Origin of the sequence: Prevotella communis, assembly GCF_022024115.1 — a bacterium.
Taxonomy (GTDB): domain Bacteria; phylum Bacteroidota; class Bacteroidia; order Bacteroidales; family Bacteroidaceae; genus Prevotella; species Prevotella communis.
Map to the genome: position 1 here is coordinate 378,377 of NZ_CP091792.1, position 16,767 is coordinate 395,143.

General features: G+C 47.4%; 11 protein-coding genes and 1 pseudogene. All 12 read left to right on the forward strand.

Annotation, left to right across the window (positions count from 1 at the left end):
• Window positions 1–11: 11 nt before the first annotated feature.
• The 12 genes and pseudogenes from L6468_RS01505 (at window position 12) to prfB (ending at window position 16,757) form a co-directional block, all read left to right on the forward strand.
• Entirely contained in the window at window positions 12–1,283 is a 1,272-nt protein-coding gene (locus L6468_RS01505; protein ID WP_091818791.1) for a phospho-N-acetylmuramoyl-pentapeptide-transferase, read from the forward strand.
• The gene (murD, locus tag L6468_RS01510) at window positions 1,280–2,611 is read left to right on the forward strand and encodes a UDP-N-acetylmuramoyl-L-alanine--D-glutamate ligase (RefSeq protein ID WP_091818792.1); all 1,332 of its coding nucleotides are present in this window, start codon (window positions 1,280–1,282) and stop codon (window positions 2,609–2,611) included. The genes L6468_RS01505 and murD overlap by 4 nt, the downstream gene beginning before the upstream one ends.
• A gap of 2 nt (window positions 2,612–2,613) precedes the next feature.
• Window positions 2,614–3,891: an FtsW/RodA/SpoVE family cell cycle protein gene (locus L6468_RS01515; protein ID WP_091851094.1), complete on the forward strand. Its 1,278-nt coding sequence runs from the start codon at window positions 2,614–2,616 to the stop codon at window positions 3,889–3,891.
• Window positions 3,888–5,000 carry an undecaprenyldiphospho-muramoylpentapeptide beta-N-acetylglucosaminyltransferase gene (gene murG, locus L6468_RS01520; RefSeq protein WP_091818794.1) on the forward strand — a complete coding sequence of 371 codons (1,113 nt, stop codon included), beginning with the start codon at window positions 3,888–3,890 and terminating at the stop codon, window positions 4,998–5,000. The genes L6468_RS01515 and murG overlap by 4 nt, the downstream gene beginning before the upstream one ends.
• 9 nt (window positions 5,001–5,009) lie before the next feature.
• Window positions 5,010–6,389: a UDP-N-acetylmuramate--L-alanine ligase gene (murC, locus tag L6468_RS01525; protein ID WP_091818795.1), complete on the forward strand. Its 1,380-nt coding sequence runs from the start codon at window positions 5,010–5,012 to the stop codon at window positions 6,387–6,389.
• Window positions 6,390–6,413: 24 nt separating this feature from the next.
• Entirely contained in the window at window positions 6,414–7,148 is a 735-nt protein-coding gene (locus L6468_RS01530; protein ID WP_237794558.1) for a cell division protein FtsQ/DivIB, read from the forward strand.
• Between the two features lie 22 nt (window positions 7,149–7,170).
• Window positions 7,171–8,610 (forward strand): cell division protein FtsA, encoded by a 1,440-nt coding sequence (gene ftsA / locus L6468_RS01535; RefSeq protein ID WP_237796629.1) that lies wholly within the window; start codon window positions 7,171–7,173, stop codon window positions 8,608–8,610.
• Window positions 8,611–8,642: 32 nt separating this feature from the next.
• Window positions 8,643–9,973: pseudogene (gene ftsZ, locus L6468_RS01540) on the forward strand (cell division protein FtsZ).
• Window positions 9,974–10,085: 112 nt separating this feature from the next.
• Window positions 10,086–11,582 carry an L-fucose/L-arabinose isomerase family protein gene (locus tag L6468_RS01545; RefSeq protein ID WP_091818798.1) on the forward strand — a complete coding sequence of 499 codons (1,497 nt, stop codon included), beginning with the start codon at window positions 10,086–10,088 and terminating at the stop codon, window positions 11,580–11,582.
• A gap of 123 nt (window positions 11,583–11,705) precedes the next feature.
• The gene (locus L6468_RS01550; protein ID WP_237794560.1) at window positions 11,706–13,757 is read left to right on the forward strand and encodes a beta-galactosidase; all 2,052 of its coding nucleotides are present in this window, start codon (window positions 11,706–11,708) and stop codon (window positions 13,755–13,757) included.
• A gap of 66 nt (window positions 13,758–13,823) precedes the next feature.
• A complete protein-coding gene (locus tag L6468_RS01555; protein ID WP_237794562.1) occupies window positions 13,824–15,632 on the forward strand; it encodes an AMP-dependent synthetase/ligase in 1,809 nt (602 codons plus the stop codon).
• A 3-nt stretch (window positions 15,633–15,635) separates the two neighbouring features.
• Window positions 15,636–16,757, forward strand: a complete 1,122-nt coding sequence (gene prfB / locus L6468_RS01560) for a peptide chain release factor 2 (protein WP_091818801.1) — start codon at window positions 15,636–15,638, stop codon at window positions 16,755–16,757.
• Window positions 16,758–16,767 lie beyond the last annotated feature (10 nt).

A 16,767-nucleotide genomic window follows, 5' to 3' on the forward strand; every position in this document is an offset into this window, starting at 1 on the left:
AAATAGAGAATATGCTATACTATCTGTTCAGATTCTTAGAGCAATACAATATTCCAGGAAGTCACCTGTGGAGTTATATCTCTTTCCGTGCCCTTCTGGCTTTGATTTTCTCTCTGGTTATCTCTGCCTGGTTTGGTGAGTTCTTCATCAAATGGATGAAGCGTCGCAAGATTTTCGAGACTGAGCGTGATCCGTCTATCGATCCCTTTGGCGTCGAGAAGAAAGGTGTGCCCACAATGGGTGGCCTCATTATCATTGTCAGTATTCTGGTGCCTGTACTCCTGTTAGGTCGTATCCGTAACATCTATCTGATTCTGATGGTGGTCACCACGATATGGCTGGGATTCCTCGGCTTCATGGATGACTATATCAAGATATTCCGTCGGAACAAAGAAGGTTTGAAGGGAAAATATAAGATTGTGGGACAGGTGTCTATCGGATTCATTGTTGGTATTGTGCTCTATCTGAGTCCTGACGTGGTGATGCGCGAGAATGTAAGTGTACCGCAGCAGAACAGAACGGAAGTGGTGAAGCATGAATCTGTGGCCCATAAGTCCTTGAAGACAACGATACCATTTATAAAACACCATAACCTGAGTTACTCTGACGTGATGTCGTTTGTAGGAAAGCACAAGGTGGCTGCAGGATGGATTGTCTTCGTCCTGATGACTATTCTTGTGGTGACGGCAGTGTCGAATGGTGCCAATTTGAATGATGGTATGGATGGTATGTGTGCTGGAAACTCAGCTGTTATAGGTGCCGTCTTAGGTATATTGGCCTATATATCGTCGCATATAGGATTTGCCTCTTATTTCGACATCATGTATATCCCTCATAGTGAGGAACTGGTAGTGTTCTTGAGTGCCTTTGTCGGTGCGATGGTAGGTTTCCTTTGGTATAATGCCTTCCCTGCACAGATTTTCATGGGCGACACCGGTTCTTTGACTATTGGTGGTGTTATCGGTGTGGGTGCTGTGATTATCCACAAGGAGTTGATGTTGCCAATCTTATGTGGCATCTTCTTCGTGGAAAGCCTGAGTGTTATCATCCAGACCCAGTGGTTTAAGTTCATGAAGAAAAAAGGACAGCGTGTGCGCGTGTTCCGTGCAACGCCTATTCACGATACGTTCAGAAAACTCGACTCACAGCTTGATTCAACGTCGCGTTATATTCTGAAAGGTTGGCCACACCGTCCTTTTCACGAGTCGAAAATCACTATCCGCTTCTGGATAACAACCATTATCCTGGCGGCATTGACTATTATAACATTGAAGATACGATGAAAAGAATTGTAGTTTTAGGAGCAGGTGAGAGTGGTGCCGGAGCAGCTATTCTGGCGAAGAAAGAGGGTTTTGACGTGTTTGTTTCAGACATGTCGAAGATAGCCCCGCGCTATAAGCAGATGCTTGACGACCACCAGATTGTTTGGGAAGAGGGACAGCATACGGAGTCGCTGATTCTGAATGCCGATGAGATTATCAAGAGTCCTGGTATCCCCGAGACGGCTCCTATGGTTAAGAAGGCTGTAGAGAAGGGTATTGGCATTATCAGCGAGATTGAGTTTGCTGGTCGCTATACCAATTCGAAGATGATTTGTATCACGGGTTCAAATGGTAAGACAACAACGACCTCGCTGGTCTATCATATTTTCAAGAAGGCTGGCTACGATGCCGGTCTGGCTGGCAATATCGGAAACTCGTTGGCTCTGCAGGTGGCAGAGGATCCGCATGAGTATTATATCATCGAACTGTCTTCGTTCCAGTTGGACAATATGTATGAGTTCCATGCTAATATTGCTATTCTGCTCAACATCACGCCCGACCATCTGGATCGCTATAATTTTGAGATGCAGAACTATGTGGATGCCAAGATGCGTATCATCCAGAATCAGACACCTGACGATGCCTTCATCTACTGGAATGATGATCCCATCATCCAGCGTGAGTTGCGGAAATATGACATCCAGGCTATTCAGTATCCGTTCTCTGAGCTGAAGGAGAAAGGCTCTATCGGTTATATCTCTGAGGGAGAATACACCATTGAACAGCCGGAACCGTTTAACATGGAGCAGGAACAGCTGAGTCTGACGGGACGTCATAATATCTATAACTCGCTGGCTGCAGGTATTGCTGGTGATATCGCAGGTATCAAGAAGGATATCATCCGCCAGTCACTCAGTGACTTCCCCGGAGTGGAACACCGTCTGGAGAAAGTTGCTACTGTGCGTGGCGTTCATTATGTGAACGATTCCAAGGCTACGAATGTGGATGCCTGCTGGTATGCACTCGACTCCATGAAAACCAAGGTGGTGCTGATTGTAGGTGGTAAGGATAAGGGAAATGACTATGATCCCATCAAACCGCTCATCCGCGAGAAATGTTCTGCATTGGTATATCTTGGAGCTGACAATAAGAAACTGCACGATAACTTCGATGCGCTCGGCCTTCCCGTTCGTGATACGCACTCAATGAAGGAGTGTGTGGAAGCTTGCTATGAGTTGGCCAGCCCTGGTGAGACAGTACTCCTGTCACCGTGTTGCGCATCGTTCGACCTCTTTAAGAATATGGAGGATCGTGGAGAGCAATTCAAGGAATTGGTAAGAAATCTATAGGAATGGAAAAGAAAATTGGCAATCTCTTCAAGGGCGATAAAGGTATATGGACGGTGTTCCTGTTCCTTTGTCTTATCAGCATCGTCGAGGTGTTCTCTGCCTCGAGTACGCTGACCTATAAAACCCATAACTATATGATGCCGTTGATTTATCACACGGCGATGATTCTTGTGGGTGTGGGCGTGGCTATCATCACGCTGAATATCCCATGCAGATATTTCAAGCTGCTGACGCCTTTGATGCTGGTTCTTACCTATGCCACTCTGTTGTGGGTATTGATAGGTGGTGAGAGTATCAATGGTGCCAACCGCGTTATCCAATTGCCTGGATTCACGTTCCAACCTTCAGAGATTGCCAAGGGAACGATGGTCTTGACGGCTGCGCAGATTCTCAGTGCGATGCAGCGCGAGGACGAGAGTGGTGCAGATCCCACTGCCATGAAGTATGTGCTTTGGTTGGTGGTACCAGCTACGATGTTGATTGGTCTTGAGAACCTGTCAACGGCAGTATTGCTCTTCAGTGTTATCTTTGTCATGATGTTTATTGCCCGTGTTCCATTGAGACAGATGGGTAAGTTGACGGGTGTACTTGTTTTGCTTGTTGCTATATTCCTAGGACTGGTGTTCTGGATGGCCAAATTAGATAAGGAAGGCCAGGAACTGGAACAGGCTCAGGCTAACGGACAGACAGAACAGGTGGTAAAGAGTTCGGAGAAGAAAGACAGATCTGGATGGGAAAAGTTGACCCACCGTTTCTGGACCTGGAAGAACCGTATTGCAGGTAAGGAAGACAAGAATGTTCCTGCCGAGGAGTACAAGGTAACCGATAAGAACTTCCAGGTGACTCATGCCAACTTTGCCATTGCGTCATCAGGTATCATCGGTAAAGGACCCGGTAACTCTGTGGAGCGTGATTATCTGCCACAGGCTTTCTCCGATTTTATCTATGCGATTATCATTGAAGAGATGGGACTGGTTGGTGCTATAGCCGTGGTGTTCCTATATGTCATCCTCTTGTTCAGGGCTGCGCGTATAGCCAGTAGATGTGAGAATAACTTCCCTGCTTTTCTTGTGATGGGACTGACGTTGCTGCTGGTGTTCCAGGCAGTCATCAATATGTGTGTGGCTGTTGACTTTGGTATCGTCACCGGTCAGCCGTTGCCTCTCGTCTCGAAAGGTGGTACATCGACGATTGTGAACTGTGCCTATATTGGCGTCATCTTGAGTGTCAGCCGTAGTGCAAAACGTAAAGACCAGTCTGTAAAAACTGCAGAAGTATGAAAGAATTAAGAGTAGTAATTAGTGGTGGTGGCACAGGAGGTCATATATTCCCTGCCGTGTCTATTGCAAATGCTGTACGCGAGTTGCGTCCAGATGCTAAGATATTGTTTGTTGGTGCCGAGGGTCGTATGGAGATGCAGCGAGTACCGCAGGCAGGCTATGAGATTGTCGGCCTTCCTATTCGTGGATTCCTCCGTCCGTTGTGGAAACCGGGAAACATCGGCGTGGCTTTGGATTATCTGAAAAGTAAGCGAATGGCCAAGAAGCTGCTACGTGAATTTAAGCCTCAGGTTGCTGTGGGTGTAGGCGGCTATGCCAGTAGTGCGGCTTTGGGTGCTGCCAATAGTCTTGGTATTCCTACCTTGTTGCAGGAACAGAATGGATATGCTGGACTTGCTAATAAGAAACTGGCTTCCAAGGCTGCAAAGATCTGTGTGGCATACGAAGGAATGGAACGTTTCTTCCCCAAGGATAAGATTATGATGACAGGCAATCCTGTTCGCCAGTCATTGCTGGATACGAAAATAACCCGTGAAGAAGCACTTCAGTCGTTTGGCTTGCAGGCCGACAAGAGAACGGTTCTCCTGGTAGGAGGTAGTCTGGGGGCACGTACAATCAACGAGAGTGTGTTGCAACACTTGGATGAGATCCGTCATTCTGGTGTTCAGTTTATCTGGCAGACAGGAAAATATTATAGTGCACAGATTGCTGAGAAACTGGAACAGGAGGGCTGTCCTGAGAACCTTGTGGTGAGCGATTTTATTGCAGACATGGGTGCTGCCTATCGTGCCGCCGACCTGGTTATCAGCAGGGCAGGCGCCAGCAGTATCTCTGAGTTTTGCCTGATAGGAAAGGCCGTTATACTGGTGCCAAGTCCTAATGTTGCAGAAGATCATCAGACCAAGAATGCAATGGCGTTGGTGAAGAATGGCGCTGCCTTGTGCGTCAAGGATAATGAGGCTGCCGAGAAGCTGATTCCAATGGCTGTTGACGTGGTGAATGATGCTGCATTATTGGAGTCATTAAGTGAGAATGTGCTGAAGATGGGCTATCCCAACTCAGCAAAAGTTATAGCTAAAGAAGTATTAAAACTCGCAGGAGCAGAGTAAAATAAGAAAATGGAAGCAAAGGATATAAAAGCTGTATATTTCGTTGGTGCCGGTGGTATAGGTATGAGTGCACTGGTACGTTATTTCATTCATCGTGGCCTGATTGTAGCAGGTTATGATAAAACACCTTCGGATCTGACCCGTCGTCTGGAGAAGGAGGGCGCCTTGATTCATTATGAGGAAAACGTGGATTTGATTCCTCATGCATGTAAGGACAAGGAACATTGCCTGGTGGTTTATACCCCTGCTATCCCGGCAGAGCATCAGGAGTTGTGCTATTTCCGCGAGAATGGTTTTGAAATACAGAAACGTGCGCAGGTGCTGGGTACACTGACCCGTCAGATGAAAGGACTTTGTGTGGCAGGAACTCATGGTAAGACAACAACGTCAAGCATGTGTGCACATATCATGCACCAGAGTCATCTGGATTGTAATGCTTTCCTGGGTGGTATCACCAAAAACTATGGTACCAATTATATTGTCTCTGATTCGGAATATGTGGTGATAGAAGCCGATGAGTTCGACCGTTCTTTCCATTGGCTGTCACCTTGGATGACGGTTATCACATCAACAGATCCTGATCATCTGGATATCTATGGTACAAAGGAGGCTTATCTGGAGAGCTTCCGTCATTACACAGAGTTGATCCAGCCTGGTGGTGCCCTGATTATTCACCGCGACTTGGAGATGAAGGAGCACTTGCAGGATGGTGTGAAGCGTTATGACTATTCTCTTAACGAGGGTGACTTCCATGCTGAGAATATCAAGATAGAGAATGGTGAGATTACGTTCGACTTTATCTCTCCTGTCGAGAATGTGCTGAATGTGCAACTGGGTCAGCCTATTCCTATCAATATTGAAAATGGTATTGCTGCGATGGCAATGGCACAACTCAATGGCTGTACGGCAGAGGAGTTGCGTTATGGTATGCAGACCTATGGAGGAGTAGACCGCCGTTTTGATTTTAAGATCAAGACCGATAAGCTGGTGTTCCTCTCAGACTACGCTCACCATCCCAAAGAAATCTATCAGAGTGCGCGTAGCATTCGTGAACTATATAAAGATCGTCATATCACGGCTATCTTCCAACCCCATCTCTATACACGTACCCGCGATTTCTACCAGGATTTCGCTGATGCGCTGAGTCAGTTGGATGAAGTGATTCTGACAGAGATCTATCCTGCCCGTGAATTGCCTATAGAAGGCGTTACTTCACAGCTGATCTACGATCGACTGGCCCCTGGGGTTAAGAAGCAGCTCATCAACAAGGATGACGTGCTGTCCTTCATTAAGAGCCGTTCGTTCGATGTCCTTATCGTACTTGGTGCTGGTGACCTGGATAACCAGGTTCCACAGATGGCCAAGGTGTTGCAGAGTAATAAAAACTAAAATGCTCTTATCGTGGAATAGTTGATGAACTGGAAGAAAATAGCATTTGGTACCTTGAATATTGTGCTGGGCGTATATCTCGTCCTGGCCATGACGGCGTTTAATAAGCCGGATGCTGGACGTGTGTGCCGGGATATTCGTATCAACATAGAGAAAAGTGTCGTTGAAGGATTCCTCAGTGAGGCCGATATTAAGTTCATGCTCAATCATGATGCTATCAGCCCTATTGGTCAGTCGATGGAGAAGATAAATCTCCGACAGATAGAGGAGACGCTGCAGTCTAAGGAACTGATAGAAGACGTGCAGTGCTATAAAGGGCAGAATGGCTTGGTATGTATCGATGTCCGTCAGCGTATTCCTGTGGTCAGGGTTATGAATGACCAAGGAGAGGACTTTTATGTGGATAATCACGGGAAACCAATGCCTAGTACAGACTATTCCTGTAATCTGATTATAGCTACAGGCCGCATCAATAAACTATATGCAGAGAAAAGACTGGTGCCAATGGTCAATGTCATTCTTTCCAAACCGTTTTGGAAAAACCAGGTTGTACAGTTGAATGTATTGGCTGACGGTTCGGTGGAGATTGTTCCTCGTGTAGGTGGACATATTGCCTATATCGGTCAGCCTGACGGCGTGGAAAAGAAATTAGACCGTCTGCAGAAATTCTATCGTTATGGTCTCATGCAGGCTGGCTGGAATAAATATTCTCGTGTTAGTGTTGAGTTTGATAATCAGATAGTGTGTAAAAGAAAATAAAAGATAATATATTATGGCTGAAATTAAGGATTTTATCGTTGCAATTGAACTCGGTTCATCCAAGGTGACGGGTATTGCCGGACAGAAAAAGCCCGATGGCAGCATCAGTGTCCTGGCACTGGTGCGGGAAGATTCGTCCTCATTCATCCGCAAGGGTGTTGTTTACAACATTGACAAGACTGCTCAGTGTCTGACATCTATCGTCAAGAAACTGGAAACACAGCTGAAGACACGTATCACTCAGGTATTCGTGGGTGTCGGTGGCCAGTCTATTCGCAGTGTCAAGAACACTATTGTGAAGGATTTCCCTGGTGATTGTATTATCACACAGGAGATGGTGGTGGAACTGATGGATGCAAACTGGGGACTTGATTATCCTGACAAGAAGATTCTGGATGTTGCCGAGCAAGAGTATCGTGTTGATACGCAGTTGCAGATGGATCCTGTGGGTATCCGTGCCAATCACCTCGAAGGTAATTTCCTGAATATCCTTGAACGTACATCGTTCTTCCAGAACCTGAACAAATGTTTTGAGGCAGCCAATATTAAGGTTGCAGATATGTATCTGGCTCCTCTGGCATTGGCAAATGTGGTGTTGACAGAGGCTGAGAAGCGTTCTGGATGTGCACTGGTTGATATCGGTGCCGACACGACAACAGTATCTGTATTCTGGAAGAATGTGCTCCGTCATCTGGTCGTTATTCCTTTGGGCTCCAACAATGTCACGAAGGATATTGCCTCACTTCAGATGGAGGAGAGTGATGCCGAGAAGATGAAACTGAATTATGGTTCTGCCTATACGGATAATAATGATATCGATCCTGAGATGAAATACTCTATCGATTCTGACCGTCAGATAGAAGCTCGTCGCTTCATTGAGATTGTCGAGGCTCGCGTGGAGGAGATTATCGAGAATGTCCGTTATCAGATTCCTGCTGAATACTACGATAAACTGCTGGGTGGCATCATCCTGACTGGTGGCGGCGCAAACATGAAGAATATTGAGGTTGCTTTCACGAAGTACACTCATGTTGATAAAATCCGTGTTGCAAAGTTTGTTACTGCAACAGTTAATTCCAGCATCGAGCAGATCAGGTCTCACAACGGTATGTATAACACCGTACTCGGTCTGCTGATAAAGGGTGATATCAACTGCGCAGGCAGGGATATTGATCCTAATGGAAATCTGTTTGATGAGGAGGAACATGAGGAGCAGGTTGCTCCGGAACGCAGACCGCGTCAGATTCATGAGATTGAGACGGGTACTATCCGTACGGCTCAGGAAGAAGAACGTGCTGCCGAGGAGGCTCGTCGTAAGAAAGAAGCTGAAGAAGCTGCCGAAGAGGAGATGAGACGTTTGCAGGAAGAAGAGCAACGTCGCTTGAAGAAGGAGAACAGCTGGTTCAACAAATTCAAGAAAGGCCTCACTAAGTTCGGCAAGGATATTGTCAGCGAGGAATAATTCAATATTCAACCTTCAAAAAAGTAACTCATATGGAAGATTTCAATAAAACAAACGATATTCTCGATTTCGGTGTTCCCGAAGAGAAACACAGCATCATTAAGGTCATCGGCGTTGGTGGCGGTGGTGGTAATGCTGTTAATCATATGTATAAAGAAGGTATCCACGACGTGACCTTCGTAGTGTGCAATACGGATAATCAGGCCCTGAATGATTCTCCTGTGCCTGTTAAGCTGCAGTTGGGTGTAGTGAGGGCCTTGGTGCCGGTAACCGTCCTGAAAAGGCACGCGCAGCAGCTGAGGAAAGCATTAATGATATCCATAACATGCTGAATGATGGTACCCGTATGGCCTTTATTACCGCAGGTATGGGCGGTGGTACAGGTACTGGTGCGGCTCCTGTCATTGCCCGCGTGTCAAAGGAGATGGATATCCTTACCGTGGGTATCGTTACCATTCCTTTCCGTTTCGAGGGAAATAAAAAGATTGACCAGGCTCTTGACGGTGTTGAGGAGATGTCAAAGCACGTGGATGCCTTGCTTGTTATTAATAATGAGCGTTTGCGCGAGATATATCCTGACCTGTCGTTCCTCGATGCTTTCGGAAAAGCTGATGATACGCTGTCGGTGGCAGCAAAGTCTATTGCGGAGATTATCACCCTCCACGGTACGATGAACCTTGACTTCAATGATGTGAAGACCGTACTCCAGGATGGTGGCGTGGCTATCATGTCTACGGGTTATGGCGAAGGTGAGGATCGTGTGAAGAAGGCTATTGACGATGCCCTTAATTCTCCGTTGCTTAACGATAATGACATCTTCAATTCAAAGAAGATTCTGCTGAATATCTCGTTCTCACACCAGAAGGATTCTAAGGATAATTTCATGATGGAGGAGATGAACTATGTTCATGAGTTTATGGATCGCTTTGGCAATGACTTCGTATTCAAATGGGGTGTTGCTGTTGATCCTGAACTGGGCAAACGCGTAAAGGTTACCATTCTTGCAACAGGTTTCGGCATGCAGGATGTGGACGGTATGGAAGAGCGACTGCTTCGTCAGCAGACCAAGGAAGATGCAAACAGACTGGCAGAAGAACAGGAACGTACAGCCAAGCGTGAAGAACGACGCGGACATTACTATGGTGACAGTGATTCTGCAAGGATTCATAAGCGTCGTCCCAATATCTATATCTTCGGTCCTGAAGATTTAGATAATGATGATGTTATCTCTGCAGTGGAACAGACGCCTACTTATAAGCGTACACGTGAAATTCTGGCTAGCATTGGTAATCAGAATGTTGTAGAAGAAATACAGCGTCCGGAAACGCCAGAGACACAGCAGGGCGTAATCAGTTTTGTTTAAAAAAATCTCTTATTTATTTGGCTAGTCGCTCTGAAAAGTGTATCTTTGCATCCGAAAGTACCCGAATGAGTGTATAACCTAAAATTATTCATAGAGATAATATCTGTTTAAAATGAAAAATGTACCAGTAGTTAAGGTTGGAATCGTCGCTGTAAGTCGCGACTGTTTCCCCGAGTCATTGGCTGTTAACCGTCGTAAGGCTGTTATCGCCGAGTATGAAAAAAAGTTTGGAAAGGATGGCATCTATGAGTGCCCCATCTGTATCGTAGAGAGCGAGATTCACGCTAAGCAGGCTCTTGAGGATGTACAGAAAGCTGGTTGTAATGCCCTCTGTGTATATCTTGGCAACTTCGGTCCTGAGATTTCTGAGACCATGATTGCTGACTGGTTCCAGGGCCCCACCATGTTCTGCGCTGCTGCTGAGGAGACTCAGAACGACCTGATCGACGGTCGTGGCGATGCTTACTGCGGAATGCTGAACGCTAGTCAGGCTCTGAGCCTGCGTAAGACCCGTGCTTATATTCCTGAGGAGCCTGTTGGCGACGCAGGTGAGTGCGCAGAGATGATTCATGAGTTCCTGCCCATCGCACGTGCTATCATCGGTCTGCAGAACCTGAAGATTATCAGCTTCGGTCCTCGTCCAAACAACTTCCTGGCTTGTAATGCTCCTATCCGTGCCCTCTATGATCTCGACGTTGAGATCGAGGAGAACTCAGAGCTCGACCTGCTCGAGGCTTTCCAGAAGCACCAGGGTGACCCACGTATCGACGACGTGGTGAAGGATATGGCTGCCGAGTTGGGCACTGGCAATAAGATACCTTCAGTTCTGCCTAAGCTGGCTCAGTATGAGCTGACTCTCACCGACTGGATCGAGGCTCACAAGGGCTCACGTCAGTTTGTTGCTATGGCTAACAAGTGCTGGCCTGCATTCCAGACCATGTTCGGTTTCGTACCTTGCTACGTTAACAGCCGTCTCACAGGTCGTGGTATCCCCGTAGCTTGTGAGGTTGATATCTATGGCGCTCTGTCTGAGTACATTGGTACTTGCATCACTGAGGACGCTGTAACCCTGCTCGACATCAACAACTCTGTACCTAAGGATATGTACGAGGAGAGCATCAAGGGTAAGAAGTTTGAGTGCGACACCTATACAGAGAAGGAAATCTTCATGGGCTTCCACTGTGGTAATACCGCTTCTTCTAAGGTCTGCAACTGTCAGATGTGCTTCCAGCGCATTATGGCCCGCGCTCTGCCTGTAGAGGTAACTAACGGTACACTTGAGGGTGACCTGACTCCTGGTAAGGCTACAATCTATCGTTTGCAGTCAACAGCCGATACGAAGCTCCGTGCTTATATCGCTCAGGGTGAGATTATTCCTGTGGCTACTCGCTCATTCGGTTCTATCGGTATCTTCGGTATCAAGAACATGAGCCGCTTCTACCGTCACGTGCTCATCGAGAAGCACTACCCACACCACGCAGCTGTGATGTTCGAGCACGCTGGTAAGTACCTGTGGGAGGTTCTGAAGTACATGGGTATCCCCGTTGAGGAGATTGACTACAACTTCCCCAAGGGTGACTACTATCCCACAGAGAATCCTTTCGCATAAGCGATAGAACGGAAGTTCTGTTATAATATTCAAGGCAATCTGTCAAAAAAATCGTTGACAGATTGCTTTTTTTTATTTATATGTCGTACCTTTGTAGGCGAAAACTTAAAAACAGGTAAACTGATGAATCAGCTACTAAGATTTTCTGTTACAATATACATACTCGTATTATCGTTTACGAATGCAAGGGCACAGCATATTCCCTCTGTAACATGGGATAGTCAGAGCCTTATCATTGACGGTCATCGCGTCTGTCCTGTGATGGGCGAGATACACTATTCGCGCATTCCTGTCAATGAATGGGCTGACGAAGTCAGGAAGATGAAAGAGGGTGGTGTCACTATTATTGCCACCTACCTGTTTTGGAATCATATAGAAGAGCAGGAAGGTATCTTCCGCTGGGACGGACAGCGCTCGTTGCGCAACTTCCTGGAAGTGTGTAAGAAGGAGCAGATGCCAGTTGTCCTGCGCTTGGGACCGTTTTGTCATGGCGAGGTACGTAATGGTGGCATTCCAGACTGGGTCTTTGCTAAAGGCTGTAAGTTACGTGAACAGAATCCAGTATTTCTGGGCTTAGTCGAAACACTCTATCGTCAGATCTTTACACAGGTGCAGGGCTTGCAGTGGAAAGATGGCGGCCCGGTCATTGCGGCACAGTTTGATAATGAGTATCATGGACGCGGTGAGTACCTGATGGCCCTTAAACAGATAGCTCTGAAGATAGGCTTCGATTTGCCGTTTTATACCCGTACTGGATGGCCGGAGCTGCGCACGCCAGTACCCTTTGGTGAGATGCTTCCCCTTTATGGTGACTATGCCGATGGCTTCTGGGATAAGGAGGTAACTGAAGGCTGTGGTAATTATTATAAGGCCTTTAATTTCAAAGGCTTCCGTTCTTCTACAGCCATAGGCACCGACCTCTTAGGAAAGCAAGAGGAGAAACTCAATGAGGGTGATGAGCAATATCCCTATTTCACCTGTGAACTTGGAGGTGGAATGGCTACCGCTTATCATCGTCGTCCGTACGTCTATCCTGAGGATGCTTACTCCATGGCATTAGTAAAACTGGGTAGTGGTTCAAACCTCTTGGGATACTATATGTATCATGGCGGTACGAATCCAGAGGGACTCCTCCACACGATGAATGAATGTCAGACATCGCCTGGTACGGCCAATAATGACCTACCTGTGATGACCTACGACTTCCAGGCTCCTTTGGGCGAGTTCGGACAGACCTATCCCCAGTATTATATGTTGCGTCCCCTTCATCTCTTCATGCATGACTGGGGTGAGACTCTGGCACCTATGGAGGCTTCTTTCCCTGCTCCACAGGATCTGAAGAAAGGTGAGGATACCCAGTTGCGCTGGGCTATAAGAAGTGCAAAGGGAGAGGATGCTTCTGCCTTTATCTTCGTTAATAACTACGAACGTTTCCATAACCTCTCTGCCAAGAAAAATGTGCAGTTGGAAGCATGTGGCGTAAAACTGCCTAAGTTGACTGTTCCAAGTGGCTGTATGGCAATCTTCCCTGTCAATGTTGACGGTATCCGTTATGCTACGGCGCAACTCGTGGCCCGTCGTGACGGAAAAGTCTATATGATGCAGGTTCCTGGCATCCCCTCAACAATCTGTATGACAAATGGCAAGACGCTGAAGAATGTCAGGCCGCGTGGCACCAGGAACCCCATTTACGATAATATCTATCTGATCACGAAGGCTGAGGCTGAACGTCTTTTCCTGTCTGAAGAGGAAGAGACAAAGAGTATCGCTCTAGCTGCTGAAAAGGTGAAGGAGGCAGGCCCTTTGCGTACGATTGTGAAGGGTAGGGCTAAAGTGGCTGAGGCACCATCCGAACAGGATTGGCAGCAAGCTGCAGTCTATAGGATACAGATACCGGCTCCTGACAAAGCTGGGGTAGGGGCGTCTCTTCTTTCCATCTCCTATCGTGGCGACTGTGCCCGCTTATATGCCAACGGTCATTTGATAGCCGATAATTTCTATTATGGCCGTCCGTTCCTTTATGGTCTGTGGCGCTTGCCTGAGAACTGCTCACAACTGGAGCTGCGTATACTTCCATTGCAACCGGATGCGCCTGTCTATCTGCCACGCGAGGCCGATAAGACGGCAGGTGAACAGGTTTACAATGTCGAAATCATCCGGAAGAAGGATATTTAATGACGAAACATTTGGCAGTCTGACCTATTTTGAGTACTTTTGCACCAACAAATAAAATGGGTTATTATGCAGATAAACAGCCATCTTTCCCGATTGGTGTATGATGTGGCTGCCAAGTATGGCGACCGCGAGGCGCTGATTTACAAGAACTTCAGTGGTAAAGAGTGGAAATCATGCTCGTGGAATCAGTTCTCGGGCATTGTAAAACAAGTGGCTAATGCCATGTTGGCTTTAGGCGTTAATGTGCAGGAGAATCTGGGTGTCTTCTCTCAGAACTCTGTGCAATATCTATTCACCGATTTTGGTGCATGGGGCATCCGTGCCGTTACCATACCTTTCTATGCTACCAGTAGTGAGCAGCAGATACAGTTCATGGTCAACGATGCTAAGATCCGCTTCCTGTTTGTGGGTGAGCAGGAACAGTTCGACAAGGCACGTCGTGTGTTCCCCACTTGTCGTTCTTTGGAACGTATCATCGTGTTCGACTCAGCAGTAAAACTGCCCGAAGCCGACCCAACCGTGATGTCATTCACCGACTTCCTGAAACTGGGCGAGGGTCTGACTCGTCAGGCCGAGGTAGAGCAGCGACAGCAGGACGCTACGATGGATGATATTGCCAATATTCTTTATACCAGTGGCACAACGGGCGATTCCAAAGGCGTAATCCTCTCTATGGGACAGTTCCATGCAGCCATGGAAGCTAACCACAAGGATGTGCCTGTTGATGAGAACGACCGTGTGATGAATTTCCTGCCATTCACGCATATCTTTGAGCGTGGCTGGGCTTTGCTTTGTATCTCCGTTGGTGCTCGCCTGATTGTGAATACCTATCCACAGGAGGTACAGAAGTCTATGCGTGAGCAGCATCCTACGTGTATGTCCAGCGTGCCCCGTTTCTGGGAGAAGGTGTATCATGGCGTGCAAGAGAAGATAGAGACCAGTGGTACCGTACAGCGCAAGCTCTTCAGGCATGCGCTTGAGGTAGGTCGCAAGCATAATATTGAGTATCTGGCAGCAGGCAAGCAGCCTCCTATGGCACTGCATCTGGAATACGAGTTGCTCAATAAGACCGTATTCTCATTGGTGCGTAAGGAACTGGGACTTGAGAATGCTCATTTCTTCCCCACGGCAGGCGCAACCGTAGCTTCTCACGTAGAGGAGTTTGTCCATAGCATTGGCCTGAACATGGTTGTAGGCTATGGCCTGACCGAGTCTTTGGCCACTGTTTCGTGCGACCATTTAGGAAAGCCTTTCCAAGTAGGTTCTGTGGGCTTCCCCATCCAGGGCATCGATATCAAGATTGGTGAAGAGGGAGAGATCCTTTTGAAGGGTCCCACCATCACCCGTGGCTATTATAACCGTGATGATATCACGGCTCAGTCGTTCACGGCTGATGGCTATTTCAAGACGGGAGACTCTGGTTACCTCAAGGATGGCGAACTCTTCCTGAAGGACCGTATCAAGGACCTCTTCAAAACGTCAAACGGAAAATATATCGCTCCGCAGATGATTGAGTCAAAACTCCTGGTTGACAAGTATATCGACCAGATAGCCATCATTGCCGACCAGCGTAAGTTTGTCTCTGCGCTCATTGTGCCCGAGTATAAGTTACTGGAGGAATATGCGCGTACCCACGATATTGCTTTCAATAGTCGTGAGGACCTTTGCAAGGATAAGCGTATTATCCGCATGCTCAGCGAGCGTATTGAGACCTTGCAGCAGCAGTTGGCTCATTACGAACAGGTGAAGCGATTCACGTTGCTCCCCAAGGGCTTCTCCATGGAGCGTGGAGAACTGACAAACACGCTGAAAATCAAGCGTCGCGTACTCAACGAGAACTACAAGGCTGAGATTGATAAAATGTACGAGGAATAAAGAATGATAACACAGGATCAATTAAAAGACGTATTAGACAGAGCCGAGAAGCTGTTTCACTATCTGAAGATAGACCAGAAACAGATTGAATTCGAAGAAGAAGATCTTCGTACTCAGGCGCCTGACTTCTGGGAAGACCCCAAGCGTGCTGAGGAGCAGATGAAGAAGGTAAAGGCTATCAAGAAATGGATTGATGGCTATAATGATGTACGTACCAAGGCCGACGAATTGCAGCTGGCCTTCGATTTCTATAAAGACGAGATGGTGACCGAGCAGGAGGTGGATGAAGACTACCAGAAGGCTGTCGATGCCATCGAGGAACTGGAACTTATGAATATGCTGCGCCAGAAGGAAGACCCCATGGACTGCGTGCTCAAGATTAACTCTGGTGCTGGTGGTACTGAGGCTCAGGACTGGGCGCAGATGCTGATGCGTATGTATATGCGCTGGGCTGAGGCTCATGGCTATAAAGTCACAATCAGTAACTTGCTCGACGGTGACGAGGCTGGTATCAAGAGTGTCACCATGCAGATAGAGGGTGGCGAGTTTGCCTATGGCTTCCTGAAGAGTGAGAATGGCGTGCACCGTTTGGTGCGTGTGTCACCCTATAATGCGCAGGGTAAGCGAATGACATCCTTCGCTTCTGTCTTCGTTTCGCCCCTTGTCGATGATACCATCGAGGTATATGTTGACCCCGCTAAGTTGTCGTGGGATACTTTCCGTTCAAGCGGTGCTGGTGGTCAGAACGTGAACAAGGTGGAATCGGGTGTGCGCCTGCGTTATTGGTACACCGACCCTGATACGGGCGAGGAAGAGGAAATCCTCATTGAGAATACGGAGACGCGCGACCAGCCAAAGAATAAGGAGCGTGCTATGGCGCTGCTCCGTTCACAACTCTATGACCGTGCCATGAAGAAACGTCTTGAGGCACAGGCTAAGATTGAGGCTGGCAAGAAGAAAATCGAGTGGGGTAGTCAGATCCGTTCTTATGTCTTTGATGACAAGCGAGTCAAGGACCATCGTACCAATTTCGAGACCCGTGATGTCGACAGCGTGATGAATGGTAAGCTGGATGGCTTTATCAAGGCATACCTCATGGAGTTTCCAGTAAGTGATGAAGATTAATACCTAACAT